Raw genomic sequence first — 13,646 nt, 5'->3', positions numbered from 1 at the left:
GCATGCCGAAGAGGATCGTTCTGGGAGTGTTCGAGGCGGGGACCCCGCACGTCGGCGGCACCATCAGCTGGTCGCACGAGCGCAGCCGCGACGGCGACTTCCGCGACATCGAGTACTGGATGCGCATGGCGCGGCTGCTGGACGACGCCGGCTTCGACTTCCTCTTCTTCGCGGGCGGCTCCTTCGGCTACTCCTCCCGCCGCGGCGAGCTCTCGACGACGCTCATCGAGGCGGGCATGACCTTCGCGCTCGACGGGGCGTACATCATCCCCGCCCTCGCGGTCGTGACGGAGCGGCTGAACTTCGTGGTCACCTCGACCACCGGAGCCGATCACCCACTGCACGCGGTGCGCAAGTTCTCGACGCTGGACCACGTGACGCGCGGCCGCATCGGCTGGAACATCGTCACCGGCGCCTCCCAGAACACGATGGCCGCGATGCTCGGCCAGCCGATGGTGCCGCACGACGAGCGCTACCGGGCGGCGCAGGAGTACGTCGACGTGACGTACTCGTTCTGGGAGGGCGGGCTCGACGACGACGTCATCGTGCTCGACCACGAGAACGGGGTCTTCGCGGATCCGACCCGGATCCGTCCGGTGTCGTTCGAGGGCGAGTTCTACCGCTCCGAGGGGTACCACACGCTGCCGCCGTCGCCGCAGCGCTCTCCCCTGCTGTTCCAGGCGGGCACCTCTCCCGTGGGCCGGGCGTTCGCGGCGAAGAACGCGGAGTGCGTGTTCGTGCAGGGATCGACGTACGCGAAGGTGGCGTCGGACATCGCGGACATCCGTCGACGGGCCGCCGAGAACGGGCGCGACCCGGCGTCGCTCAAGGTGATGGTGGGGGTGACGGTCGTGGTCGGCGAGACCTCGGAGGACGCGGCGCGGCTCCGGGCCGAGTTCGACGCGCTGCAGACCGACGAGCTGGCCGCCCACTACTACGCGGGCAACACCGGAGTGGACCTGCTGCAGTACGACCCCGACCGCACGCTCGCCGAGCAGCTCGTGCTCGACGACCAGGCGGGGCAGATGGGCACGAGCAACATCGAGCGGTTCCTCCGCCGCCCGGACGGCACGGCGCCGACGGTGCGCGAGATCCTCGACGAGCTCAAGGGCAAGGGCACCCGCGGCTTCGCGGTGACGGGCTCGCCCACCGAGGTGGCCGACGAGCTCGAGCGGATGATGGACGAGACCGACCTCGACGGGATCATGCTCGAGGCGGTGTTCGGCATCGCATCGCTCTCGGACTTCGTGACCCTGGTGCAGCCGGAGCTGCGCCGCCGCGGCCGCCTCGACCCGGAGCCGGTCGGCGCGACCTTCCGCGAGCGCATGCTCGGCACGGGTCCGCACCTGGCTCCCGAGCACCACGCGGCGTCCTTCCGGCCGGCGGGCGCCGAGTAGTCCTGTCCGCAACCGAGGTCGGGAGTGGCCGCTGACGGTCTTCCGGCCCGCGCAGCCGCTCCCGACCTCGGTTGCGAACGCCTCGACCCGCACAACGAAGGCTGAGAGGGTCGATCCTCGCGAGAATCGCCGGATCGGGCCGATGAGCCTTGCTTGCGCGGGTCCGTCACCGGCCTCCTGCCGGGTGGACCGCGCAGAACCTCGGCCGGGAGCGCGGCCCGGCCAGCATGCCGCCCGACGGCCACTCCTGGCCGAGGTTCCGACCGCGGAAGCGGTGCAAGCGGGGTCAGCTGACGCGGATGAGGGTGCGCTGCCAGCCGGAGGAGCCGTCGGGGGCGATGGGGGCGCGCTCCTCGATCTGGAGCTCGCCGTTGGCGTCCGTCGCTCGGACGGCGACGTAGTGCGAGCCGGACTCGGCCTGCCAGTCGACGTACCACTGCACCCAGGTGTCGGTGTTGACCGGGGTCGAGAGGGTGGCGGGCTGCCAGTCGCCGTTGTCGATGCTGACCTCGACCTTGTCGATGCCGACGGTCTGGGCCCACGCCATGCCGGCGATCTTGGTCGGGCCGGCGGGGATGGCCGCGTCGATCCGGGGGGTGTCGATGCGGGCCGACATCTTGATCGGCGCCTCGGCGGAGTAGCCGCGCGGCGTCCAGTAGGCCTCGTCCGCGGCGAAGGTGGTCACCTTCAGCTCGGTCAGCCACTTGGTCGCCGAGACGTAGCCGTAGAGGCCGGGCACGACCATCCGCACCGGGAAGCCGTGCTCCAGGGGCAGAGGCTCGCCGTTCATCGCGACAGCGAGGATCGCGTCGAGACCGTCGTCGGTGAGGGCACCGAGCGGTGTGCTCGCGGTGTAGCCGTCGACGCTCCGGGACAGCACCATGTCGGCGCCGGACTGCACGCCCGCACGGGCGAGCACGTCGCGGATCGGGACTCCGAGCCACTTCGCGTTGCCGACCAGGTTGCCGCCGACCTCGTTCGAGACGCAGGTCAGAGTCACACCGTACTCGTCCAGGCCCATGTCGAGGAGGTCCTGGAAGCTCATCACGACCTCCTCGTCGACCATGCCGGTGATGGTCAGGGTCCAGGTCGACGGATCGATGCTGGGCACGGTCAGTGCGGTGTCGACGCGGTAGAAGTCGGCGTTGGGCGTGTAGAGCGGCGAGAGGCCGTCGATGTCGAGCTCGGCGCCGGCGGGCACGGTGAGAGTGGTGCGCGGACTGGGCAGGCGCAGGGCCTCCCGGACGCCGGCGATGGTGGAGGTGGCGGCGCTGACGACGCGGGCTCCGGCGCCCACGACCACGGCGCCGACGGCGGCGATCAGCGAGACGCGGAGGAAGCCGCGGCGCTCGAGGCCGGCGGAGTGCGCCGGGACCCGGCCCTGCGCCTCCGCGGCGCGGGCCGAGCGCCAGCGGCGCAGACGCGAGGTGAGCAGGTGCAGCACGACGATCGCGACGACGAGGCCGACGACGGTCGGCACGGCCGAGAGCGGAGTCGCTCCGGCGCGGGTGACGATGGCGGCGATCGAGAGGACGCCGGCGAGCACGAGGATCAGCTGGCCGAGCGGCGGGCGGATCAGCTGCAGCACTCCGGCGAGCGCCGAGGCGACGAGGACCGCCACTCCGATCCCGGCGAGCAGGAAGATCTTGTCGTTCTCGCCGAACGTCGTGATCGCGAACTCCTTGAGGGGCCGCGGCACGATGTCGACGACGAAGGAGCCGAGCGCGAGGACGGGGCTGGCCGTCCGGGCGACGGCGAGGGCGACCAGCTCGGCGACCGCGAGGAGGACACCGGCGGTGACGACTCCTGCGAGGGCGGCGAGAAGGAGGAATCGCCTCTGGCGCACGGGTCCCGCTGTCTCGTTCATAGGTGCAGTTTTCGCCCCTGACCTGCCCGTTCGCCGGGTACCCCTGGTTTGGTCACCCGGACCCCGATCCTGTAACGGTTCGGTAACGCTTCACCCGCATCCGCCGGGGATCAGCACCAGTCGAGCGACGCGCCCGCCAGCACCTGATCGGACGCACCCGTCTCGACGTCGATCAGCACCGAGCGGTCGACCACGGTCGATCCGGCGGGGGCGGTGAGCGCCGTCAGGTACTGGCCGTTCGGCGACAGGCAGGTCGCGACGAGGGTCGCGCCCTCGGCCGGGCGGAAGAGCTCGCGCTCGGCGTAGCCGTCGAAGAGGACCACGGCGCTCGACACGTCGAAGGCGCCTCCGGAGCGGTCCGTGACGGTCCGCAGGTAGGAGGAGCCGTCGAGCAGCCGCTCCTCGCTCGACGCCGCACCGTCCGCCCGGGCAGGCAGATCGAGCGGAGCCGTGCGGCCGGTGCGCAGATCCACCACCGCTCCCCCGCCGGGGTCCGACACCACCAGATCGGACGTGCCGGGCACGAACCCGCGCAACTCCGCGTGCTCGCCGAGGACGGTCGGCGCCTCCGCGCCGGCGTCCACGCGCAGGAGCACGCCGTCCTCCGTGAGCGCCGCGAGCGACGTCGATCCGGGCTCGAAGGCCCACTGCGCGATGGTGAGCGGGGCGCCGTCCTCCCCGGCGACGACGGCGGGCTCCGCCTGGGGGTCCGAGACGTCGAGCGTCCGCAGCACCGGTCCGTCGGCCGTCTCGACGGTGTAGCCGATGCGGGGTGCGGAGGAGGAGCCGCGGATCTCGATCGGCACCGAGGGGATCGGGACGGTGCGCCGGGCGCCGGTGACCACGTCGACCGTCTCGAGGAGCACCGTGCCGCCCTCCTCCACCACCGCGGCCAGCACCGTGCCGCTCACGGCGTAGGCCGACACGGAGCTCGACTCGACGAGCACCCGCTCCTCGCCGCCGTCGAGCGGCCGGCCCGTGATGCGATCCGGCCCGTCGGCCGAGGTCTCGAGCGCGAGGATCTCGGGCTCGGCCGTCGTGAACCGCGTCACGAGATCCGACGTCGTTCCGGTGCGGGAGCGGACGTCGGCGATCGACACCGTGTACTCGGTGCCGTAGCGCAGCAGCTCGGTGAAGGCGATGGTGATCTCGGAGCCCACCACCGTCACCTCGGACCCGGCCGCCGGCTCGATCGAGACGCGCTCGGCCACCGAGCCGTCCACCGGCCGGTCGAGCCGCAGGCGCAGCCGCGCCCCGTCGCGCTCGACCACGCCGACGGGGCTCACCTGGACGCTCGTCACCTGCGGTCCCTGGCGCGTGGTCGCCACCGTCAGCGAGGCCACGAGGAGCAGCAGCACCCCCACCGCCGAGCGCAGCACGAGCCGGTAGCGGCGCATCGGCCGGTCCATCGGAGGGGCGCCGTCGGTCGGACGGGGCTCAGTAGACATAGGGCATCGCCGGTTCCGCGATCGGAGTGAGGACATCGGGATCCAGCACGATCGACTCGGCGCTGGTCGCGCTCGGGTTGGTCGCGAACCCGCCGGAGACCTCGAGCCAGGAGTCGACCTCGTACTCCTGCTGCCAGCCCGGCCGGTGCACGGGCACGCCCACCGGCTGCGCGTCGACGGCGCAGCAGGTGACCACGAACCTCGCGACGTAGAACACGTTCTCGGGGTCGTCCTCGTCGGGAGTCACGAAGCCGCTCACCGTGGCCGAGCGGCCCGCGAAGAACTGCTCCGGCTCGCCCTGCGCCAGCAGCGCCGCCCAGTCCTTCACCGAGTAGTCGGCGTACTCGCCGGTCGGCTCGGACGCCTCGATCGCGCCGGTGTTCATCTGCCGGGAGCTCGCCGTGGCGGTGGTCAGCGTCGCCGGCGGCAGCACGAGCAGGGCCACGAGGGCGCCGAGAACGACCGCCGAGCCGCCGACCGCGACGAGGGCGGAGCGGCCCCGGCGGGAGCGGCCGGGCGCCTCGCCCGCTCCGTCGTGCCCGTCGTGCCCGTCGTGCCCGTCGTGCCCGTCGTGCCCCTGCCCGCCCGGCCGCACGACCGCCGTGGCCACCACCACCAGCACCGCCGCGATCACCGCGAGCACGGTCGTGAAGACGAAGTACCGCGGATGGATGTAGAGCCCGAGCCGGCCGGTCGCCGCCAGCCACAGGGTCGCCGCGAGCGCGATCAGACTGAGGACCACGCCCTGCCAGCGCTGCACGAGGCCGGCGAACGCGTCCACGCGCCCGCCCTCACGCGGCAAGGTTCACCGCCAAGCCGAGTGCCGCGGCGCAGAGCGCCACGAGTGCGGTGAGCAGCACCAGCGCCCCCGCTGTGAACGTCGTGCGCAGCAGCGCCAGCATCTTGATGTCGATCATGGGCCCGAAGACGAGGAACGCCACGATCGCGCCGGGCAGGAACGTGCCGCCGAAGGAGAGCACGAAGAACGCGTCGACGTTCGAGCAGACCGAGATGACGAACGCGAGCACCATCAGGGCCAGCACCGACCAGAGCGGATCCGCGCCCAGCGTCGTGAGCAGGTCGCGCGAGACGCCGACCTGGATCAGCCCCGCGATCGCGGCTCCGACGAACAGCGCGGGGAGCATCGCGCTCGTCTCGTCCGCCAGCGTCGAGAGCCCCCGGCGCACCCGGGTCGCTCCCGAGCCGCGCGCCGCGTCGCCCGCGGCGCAGACCGCGCGGAAGACGGGGGTGAGCAGCTCGGTCGGCCGCGGGTGCAGGCTGAGCAGCCACCCGACGAGGTTGGCGATCACGAAGCCGCCGACCACCCGCGAGACGAGGATCCCGTCGGCCCAGCCGAAGGCCTGGTACGTCGTCACGACGGTGATCGGGTTCAGGATCGGCGCGGCGAGCAGGAAGGTCACCGACTCCGACACGCTCAGCCCCTTCGCGACCAGGCCGCGCGCGAGCGGCACGTTGCCGCACTCGCACACCGGCAGCAGCACGCCCAGGAGCGAGATCACGATCCTCCGCGGCAGAGCCCGCCGGGGCAGGACCCGCAGCAGGACGCGCTCGGGGACCCAGAGCTGCACCGCGATCGACAGCAGGATGCCGAGGAAGACGAACGGCAGCGACTCGATCACGATGCTGATCGACAGCGTCGCGAAGTCGCGCGCCGTGTCGGCGAGCGCCGCCTCGGGCGGGGCGACGACGCGCAGCACGAGGAACGCGGTCAGGAGGCCCGCGCCGACGAGCATCCGGGGCGGCCGGGCCCTGGTCCCCGCCCCCGGCGGCGGCGCGGTCAGAACGGTCATCGGCTCCTCCTCGGGACGACGGGCGGGACGGACGGCGGCCGCCGGAGGTGCTCCCCCGACGGCCGCCGTTGTTCAGTGCTGTGCGCTCAGCAGGTGCGCGCGGTGTACGGCGCCGGTGTCGACGTGGTCACGGGCGACCCGTTGACCGTGCCGGTCGCGGTGACCGTCGCGGTGCCGGCGGGGATCGACGCGGCGCGGGTCGTGAACGAGTGCGTCACCGTCTTCCCCGGAGCGACTCCCGTGAACGCCTTCGACCCGAAGGACGAGGCGATGGTCAGACCCGTCGCGACCGTCGAGTCGTTGCGCGCCGTCACGGTCAGCACGACCTTGCCCGAGATGCAGCGCGACGACGTGCTCACCGTGGTCTTCAGCGCCGGGGCGCTCTCCCTCACGATGGCCAGCCGGTACGTCGCCGTGGTGGTGTGGTCCTGGGCGGCGGAGGTGATCACGACGTTCGTGGTCCCCGTCGCGGCCAGGCGCACCGTGCGCAGCTCGGTGTCGTCGATCAGCACGCCGTCCACGCGGACCAGTCCGCTCGCGACGGCCGGGTCGAGGTCGAGCGAGACGCTCGTCGTCGAGGCCGGCACCGTCAGCGTGTAGTCGCGCACACCGGTCGCCAGCGCCGGAGCGAGGGTCCCGACGTCCGACGTCATCTTCGCGAGCTCGGCGTTCGTGCCGAACGAGGTCGACTCGGTCGTGTAGACGCCGAAGACGCCGCCGACGTTGCTCGTCGTGTTGATGCCCTGGAAGCGCACGGTCACGACCGGCACCTTCTGGCCCTTCGCGTCGAGCACGTAGTTGCCGGCGAGGTCGCGCTTGTAGCCGTCCCGCGCGGCGATCCCGTCGAGGACCGCCTTGGGGATCTCGTCGTACTGGATGTACCAGTTCGTCGATCCGGCCGCGCCCGAGACCACCTCGGTCTTGAGCTTCACGCCGTTGAGGAGGACGTCGAAGGTGCGCCCCGCGTCGCCGCCGTAGTAGCGGACACCGAGGTAGTTCTTCGGCAGCGTCGGGTCGACGATCATGTCGTACTGGAACCACGCCTCGGGCGAGCGCTCGCCGTCACGGTAACCCTCTCCCCGCCAGGTCCCGACGCTCGAGCGGTTGTACTTGTAGTTCTTGTCGGCCTCGCTGTTGTTGTTGTCGAACGAGGTGAGCGAGTCGATCGTCGTCTCGTCGGTGCGCAGCTGCTGCTTCTCCTTGAGGATCAGCGCCTGCGCCTCCGGGGAGTCGGGGGCGATCAGCGTGAGGTACGTCGCGTACCGGGCGTCGTAGAGGCTGTAGTACGGCTCGAAGACGCGGGCCGCGGAGGCGGCGTCGACGTTCTTCATGCCGAACCGCATGGTCTCCATGCCGTTGTTGTTCACGGCGTCGGGCAGGCGCACCAGGTTGTCCCGGATGCCGGCCTTCCAGGCGTTCGCGTCGGCGACGGTCACGCTGGCGTTGACCGACTTGTCGGCGACGCCCATCTGCACGAGCACGCCCGCGGGGTAGGAGGCCTCGACGTTGTTCCGGTTCAGCTCGGTCGCGAGCAGCACGGGCCCGTACTTGAAGGCCGCGAAGTTCGCGTTCTCGGTCTCGGCCGAGACGGTCACCTTCGCCGGGAGCTTCCAGGTGAGGGTGTCGCCGGCGGCGACGGGGACGACGACGTAGCCGCCCTCGGTGATCGAGGCGATGCTGCGCGGTGCTCCGTTCACGGTGAGGGTGGGTGCTCCGTCGACCCACGACGGGATGCGCAGGCGCACGGTCGTGCCCTCGGCGACGGCGCCGCCGTCGAGGCCCGCGATCGAGTACGTCGCGGTGTCGGTGTCGGGGATGTCGGCCGTCTGCGTGAGCTTCAGGTTCGACGCCTGCGAGCTGAGGACGGAGGAGCGGAAGAGGTTCACGTAGACCGTGCGCTCGCCCTCGAAGTAGATCGAGTCGCCGAGCTTGGTGAAGCTCTCGATGCCCGATCCGTGGTCGCACCAGAACTCGTCCTGCTCCTTGCCGAAGACCTTGGCGTAGCCGGCGGTCTGGGGCTGGAAGTAGGTGACCATGCCGGTCTCGGGGTTCTGCGAGGCGAGGATGCCGTTGATGTACGCGTCCTCGTAGAAGTCGGCGTACTTGACGTCCTTCGTCACCTGGAACAGCGCCCGGGAGAGCTTGAGCATGTTGTAGATGTTGCAGCCCTCGGACGTCGAGTTCTCGCCGTATCCGGAGGTGCGGCCGCTCGTCGCGTACTGGTACAGCGTGCCCGGGGCGTGGAAGTGCTCGGACTCGCTGTTGCCGCCGTTGGCGTAGGTGTGCGTCTCGTCGACCATGCGGAAGAAGTTCTCCGCGGCTCGGCGGTACATGCCGAGGTCGGCCTTCTCGGCGTCGGTCAGCGTGGCGTACAGCGCCGGGTCGTCGGTGAACACCGTGTAGCGCTTGAGCGCGCCGATCAGCTTGGGGATCGTCGTGTTCGCGTGGAGTCCGTTGAGCACGTCCTCGTTGTTCGCGAGGCGCTCGAACAGGGCCTTCTCGTCGAAGTACTCGGCCGCGCGCTTGTGCTCGGACTTTCCGGTGAGCTCGAAGAGCTTGTAGAGCGCCTCGTTCATCCCGCCGTACTCGGTGCGCAGGAGCAGCGTCGGGTCGGCCTGGCGGCCGCCCCAGTTGCGGATCCAGGTGCCGAAGCCGTCGGCGACCGTGAGGGCCTTGGCCGACACGTCGCGGGGCGCGTACTTCTGGGCGTCGAGGAGGCCCGCGAGCACCTTGTGCAGGTTGTAGAACGGCACGAGCAGTCCGTCGGCGCCCGACGGGAGGTACGACACGGGGAACGGCGAGACGTAGCCCGCGTTGGTCGGGTCCTTGAGGGCGTAGGCGTCCTGGACCTTCTTGAGGCCGTCCACCGAGGCGGTCAGCTTGGCGAGCAGGGACGCCTTCGTGGTCGGGTCCTCGGCGGTCGAGTAGGCCTGCGAGAGCGCCGAGACGTAGTGGCCGAAGAAGTGGCCCTGGAAGCGGACGTTGCTGTCGCGCTCCCATCCGCCGTATCCGGACGTCGTCGTGGGGGCGAGGCCGGCCTCGCGGTAGAAGGAGTAGAGGAAGCGCTCGGGGTCGAGGCTGAGCAGGTACTCGACGGTCTGCTTCTCGCCGTTCTCGAGGTAGGGGTCCTCGACGTCGACGTCGGAGAGACCGGCCTCGAGCAGGTAGATCGAGCTCTCGAGGCCCTCGGGGAGGACCTGGACCGTGAAGGTCTTCGTCACCGGCACGCTGCCACCGTAGCTCGCCGAGCCGGTGAGGGTCACGGAGGAGGGGGTGGAGCCGGTGGGAGGAGTGACGACCGCGTTGCCGCCGTCGATCGCGATCCGCGCGGGGTCCGAGGAGGTCCACGAGAACGTGGAGCCCTTGGCCCCGGTGGTCGGAACCGGGAAGTCGAGGACGGTGCTGGAGGGCAGCGCGACCGCGTCGAGGTCGCTCTTCGCGACCGCGGCGGCGTCGAAGGAGGGGTTCCCCGCCTTGGTGAGCGTCACGACGTCGGTCGTCGTGGCGACTCCGTTGTAGAGGACGTACTCGTCGAGCAGGCCGCGCAGGTGCGCGCCGTTGTACTGCGGGCCGTTGAAGCCGATGGTCTTGGTCGACGTGCCCTCGGAGCCGAGGACGCCGGTCGCGGAGGTGGAGGGCGCGGTCTTGACCGCGCTGGGCTGCTTGACGCCGTTGCGGTAGAAGGCGACCTGCTTGGTGGCCTTGTCGTAGGTGGCGACGACGTGGGTCCAGGTGTTGGTCGGGAAGAAGGAGGCGCGCGGGGACTCGACGGCGACCTTGTAGGGCTGCCCGCTCGAGGGGCCGATCGAGAGCGCGAGCGGAGTGCCGTCGCCCTCGGAGGTGAGGTACCAGCCGTCGGAGTTGTAGGCCGTCTTGTTCCAGGTGAAGACCTGCTCGCCGGTCATCGCGACGCTCGGGTTGTACCAGAACGAGACCGTGAGGTCGGCGGGCTGGAGGGCGGCCGAGGTGCCCAGGCTCACGGCGTTGGAGCCGTCGAAGGCGAAGGCCTGCCCGGAGAGGCCGGGGGCGTAGCCCGCGGTGCCCTTCTGCATGCCCGTGGGGGTGCTGCGGCCGCTCGTGTCGGTCAGGCTGCCGTCGAAGGGCAGCTCGAGCACCTTCTTCGCGTCGAGCGAGGTGCTCGGAGCGGCGTTCGCGGGCGCTCCGACCGACAGGAGTCCTGCGGTGAGCGCCATCACCGCCGCGACTGCGATCGGTGTCCGTCGTCTGGTCGTCATTCGTGGTGCCTCTCGTCGTTGAGATCGTCGTCCGGGCCCCGGGGGAGGCGTCGCGGACGGGGATGAGCCGAATGTTACCGTTAACAATTACTTTTCGGTGAGGTTTCGGCGGACGGGCTGAGGGGGCTCGAACAATGCGCGGCGGGGCGGGCGGATCTCGATACGCCCGCTGCGCGGGCTACTCGATCAGCAGAGGCCACCCCCTGCTGGTCGAGTAGCCCCGCAGGGGCGTATCGAGACCCGCCGGACCCGCCGCGTCAGGCCACGCGCTTCTCCAGCGCCGCCCGGAGGTACGGCGCCGTGCGGCTGCCGTCGGCTCGGGCGATCTCCTCGGGCGCGCCCGTCGCGACGATCGTCCCGCCGGCCCGCCCCGCTCCGGGGCCGAGGTCGATCACGTGGTCGGCGTCGGCGACGATGCGCATGTCGTGCTCCACGACGATCACGGTGTTGCCCGCATCGACGAGGCGCTGCAGGTGCTCCATCAGCCGGTCCGCGTCGGCTGGGTGCAGTCCCGACGTCGGCTCGTCGAGCAGGTAGAGCGTGTCGCCCCGCTGGGCGCGGCGCAGCTCCGAGGCGAGCTTCACCCGCTGCGCCTCGCCGCCCGAGAGCTCCGGGGCCGGCTGGCCCAGCGAGACGTAGCCGAGTCCGACATCGATGAGCGCGTCGAGGTGCCGGGCGACCTCGGTCTCCCCCGCGAACGCCTCCCGGGCCGCCGTGACGCTCAGGGCGAGCACATCGGCGATGCTCCGCCCGTCGAGCGTCACCTCGAGCGTCTCGGGGTTGTAGCGCGTGCCGCCGCAGGTGGTGCACGGCGCCTGCACGGTGGGCAGGAACAGCAGCTCCACCTCCATCACGCCCTCGCCCTTGCAGACCGGGCAGCGGCCGCTGGGCAGGTTGAACGAGAAGCGGCTCGCGCCGAAGCGGCGGCGCTTCGCCTCCGGAGTGGCCGCGAACAGCGCGCGCACCCGGTCGAACAGCCCGGTGTAGGTCGCGACGTTGGAGCGGGAGGTGCGGCCGATCGGGGCCTGCCCGACCTGCACGACGCGACGGAGGCGCTCCGCGGGCCCGGACGCCGCCCCCTGCGTCACCTCGGCGGCCCGGTCGAGCAGCGGATCCTCTCCCGAGCGCTCCTCCGACTCGGCCGGCGGGTCCCCGGCGAGGTCGGAACGCAGGCTCGCGCGCAGCAGATCCGGCAGTGCCTGGTTCACCAGGGTCGACTTGCCCGAGCCGGAGACGCCGGTCACGGCCGTGAGGGCGCCGACCGGGAACGAGACCGCGAGGTCGCGCAGGTTGTTGCGGGTGACTCCGACCAGGTCGATCGACAGCTCGGACGCCCGGCGCTCGCGCAGCGGAGGGACGGCCCCCGGGAACAGGTAGCGGCGCGTGAGGGAGTCGGACGCGTCGCGGAGCCCGTCGAGCGGACCGGAGTAGACGACGCAGCCGCCACCGGTCCCCGCGGCGGGGCCGATGTCGACGATCCAGTCGGCCTCGCGGATCACGTCGAGCGAGTGCTCGACGAAGAAGACCGTGTTGCCGGTGGCGCGGAGCGTGCGGAGGATGCCGAGCAGCGCCTCCGTGTCGGCGGGGTGCAGGCCGGCCGAGGGCTCGTCGAGGACGAACACGACGCCGAACAGGCGCGAGAGCACCTGGGTGGCCAGGCGCATCCGCTGCAGCTCGCCCGAGGACAGGGTCGGCGTCGACCGGTCGAGCGAGAGGTAGCCGAGGCCGAGGTCGATGATCGGCGACATGCGGGCGAGGAGGTCGGCGACGAGACGCTGCGCCGCGAGCCGGGTCTCGGGGGCGAGGACGCGCGCGCCGGTGGGCGTCCAGCCGGGCTCGAGCACGCGCTGGAGGAGGACCTGCAGGTCCTCGAGCGGCAGGGCGGCGAGCTCGGTGATGTCGCGGTCCTCGAAGGTGACGGCGAGCGCCTCGGGCTTCAGCTTGCGGCCGTGGCAGGTGCCGCACGCGACGCTGACGAGGAACTCGGCCGCGCGCTCGCGCATCCGGGCGCTCTTGGAGCCGGCGAAGGTGTCGAGGACGTAGCGCCGCACCCCCAGGAACGTGCTCATGTACCGCGGTTCGACTCCGGCGGCGACGGCGGCGCGCACCTCGGCCGGCCCGCGATCGGTGAAGACGGGGACCTGCGGCGACTCGTCGGTGTGCAGGATCCAGTCGCGGTCCTCCGGAGCGAGCGTGCGCCACGGCACGTCGATGTCGTAGCCGAGCGAGATGAGGCTGTCGCGCAGCTGCTTGCCGTGCCAGGCGGTGGGCCAGGCGGTGAGGGCGCCGTCGCGGATGGTGAGGGAGTCGTCGGGCACCATCAGCTCGTCGGGCACGTCGTAGACCCGGCCGATGCCGTGGCAGGTCGGGCAGGCTCCCTGGACGGTGTTGGCCGAGAAGTCCTCCGCGAGGAGCATCGGCGCCCCCTCCGGATACGTGCCGACGCGCGAGAAGACCATGCGCACGACGCTCGAGAGCGTGGTGGCGCTGCCGAGCGTGGAGCGGGCCGATCCGCCGGTGCGGCGCTGCGGGAGGGCGACGGCGGGCGGGAGTCCGTCGATCGAGTCGACGTCGGGAACGCCGACCTGGTCGATCAGCCGCCTGGCGTAGGGGGCGACCGACTCGAAGTAGCGGCGCTGGGCCTCGGCGTAGAGGGTGCCGAACGCGAGCGAGCTCTTCCCCGATCCCGAGACGCCGGTGAAGGCGACGAGGGCGTCGCGCGGGAGGTCGACGTCGACGCTCTGCAGGTTGTTCTCGCGGGCGCCGCGCACGCGCACCCGGTCGAGGGCGGAGGGGGACGTCGTTCCGGGGGCGGGCATCCGCTCAGCATTCCACCCCCCGATGGGCGCCCGCCGAGCGAGGCGGCGGGGTGCGGGGGATCTCGATAC

The 13,646-nt window shown here is 71.5% G+C and carries 7 protein-coding genes; 1 reads left to right on the top strand and 6 read right to left on the bottom strand.

Going from position 1 to position 13,646, the window contains the following annotated elements; translation table 11 throughout:
* Nucleotides 1-2: 2 nt before the first annotated feature.
* The gene (locus AC0CID_RS15710) at nt 3-1,397 is read left to right on the top strand and encodes an NtaA/DmoA family FMN-dependent monooxygenase (protein WP_465227545.1); all 1,395 of its coding nucleotides are present in this window, start codon (nt 3-5) and stop codon (nt 1,395-1,397) included.
* Nucleotides 1,398-1,683: 286 nt separating this feature from the next.
* Here the strand turns inward: AC0CID_RS15710 and AC0CID_RS15705 are convergent, their stop codons facing one another.
* From AC0CID_RS15705 to AC0CID_RS15680, 6 genes are all read right to left on the bottom strand, one after another.
* The gene (locus tag AC0CID_RS15705; protein WP_465227544.1) at nt 1,684-3,264 is read right to left on the bottom strand and encodes a molybdopterin-dependent oxidoreductase; all 1,581 of its coding nucleotides are present in this window, start codon (nt 3,262-3,264) and stop codon (nt 1,684-1,686) included.
* Nucleotides 3,265-3,374: 110 nt separating this feature from the next.
* On the bottom strand, nt 3,375-4,712 hold the full coding sequence (locus AC0CID_RS15700; protein WP_465227543.1) for a hypothetical protein: 1,338 nt from the start codon (nt 4,710-4,712) through the stop codon (nt 3,375-3,377).
* Nucleotides 4,702-5,493 carry a TIGR03943 family putative permease subunit gene (locus AC0CID_RS15695; protein WP_465227542.1) on the bottom strand — a complete coding sequence of 264 codons (792 nt, stop codon included), beginning with the start codon at nt 5,491-5,493 and terminating at the stop codon, nt 4,702-4,704. Before AC0CID_RS15695 ends, AC0CID_RS15700 begins: the two co-directional genes overlap by 11 nt.
* A 10-nt stretch (nt 5,494-5,503) precedes the next feature.
* On the bottom strand, nt 5,504-6,523 hold the full coding sequence (locus tag AC0CID_RS15690; protein ID WP_465227541.1) for a permease: 1,020 nt from the start codon (nt 6,521-6,523) through the stop codon (nt 5,504-5,506).
* An 86-nt stretch (nt 6,524-6,609) separates the two neighbouring features.
* Complete coding sequence (locus tag AC0CID_RS15685; RefSeq protein WP_465227540.1) at nt 6,610-10,758, bottom strand: beta-L-arabinofuranosidase domain-containing protein; 4,149 nt, start codon at nt 10,756-10,758, stop codon at nt 6,610-6,612.
* Nucleotides 10,759-11,015: 257 nt separating this feature from the next.
* Nucleotides 11,016-13,577 (bottom strand): excinuclease ABC subunit UvrA, encoded by a 2,562-nt coding sequence (locus AC0CID_RS15680; RefSeq protein WP_465227539.1) that lies wholly within the window; start codon nt 13,575-13,577, stop codon nt 11,016-11,018.
* Nucleotides 13,578-13,646 lie beyond the last annotated feature (69 nt).

This window comes from Rathayibacter sp. AC451, assembly GCF_979253095.1.
This window is presented reverse-complemented; position numbering and strand designations above follow the sequence as displayed.

What these genes read in the sequence shown, in the direction of transcription:
- AC0CID_RS15705 (WP_465227544.1), bottom strand. Translation starts at nt 3,264, where the DNA reads ATGAACGAGACAGCGGGACCCGTGCGCCAGAGGCGATTCCTCCTTCTC.
- AC0CID_RS15690 (WP_465227541.1), bottom strand. Translation starts at nt 6,523, where the DNA reads ATGACCGTTCTGACCGCGCCGCCGCCGGGGGCGGGGACCAGGGCCCGG.
- AC0CID_RS15680 (WP_465227539.1), bottom strand. Translation starts at nt 13,577, where the DNA reads ATGCCCGCCCCCGGAACGACGTCCCCCTCCGCCCTCGACCGGGTGCGC.
- AC0CID_RS15685 (WP_465227540.1), bottom strand. Translation starts at nt 10,758, where the DNA reads ATGACGACCAGACGACGGACACCGATCGCAGTCGCGGCGGTGATGGCG.
- AC0CID_RS15700 (WP_465227543.1), bottom strand. Translation starts at nt 4,712, where the DNA reads ATGTCTACTGAGCCCCGTCCGACCGACGGCGCCCCTCCGATGGACCGG.
- AC0CID_RS15710 (WP_465227545.1), top strand. Translation starts at nt 3, where the DNA reads ATGCCGAAGAGGATCGTTCTGGGAGTGTTCGAGGCGGGGACCCCGCAC.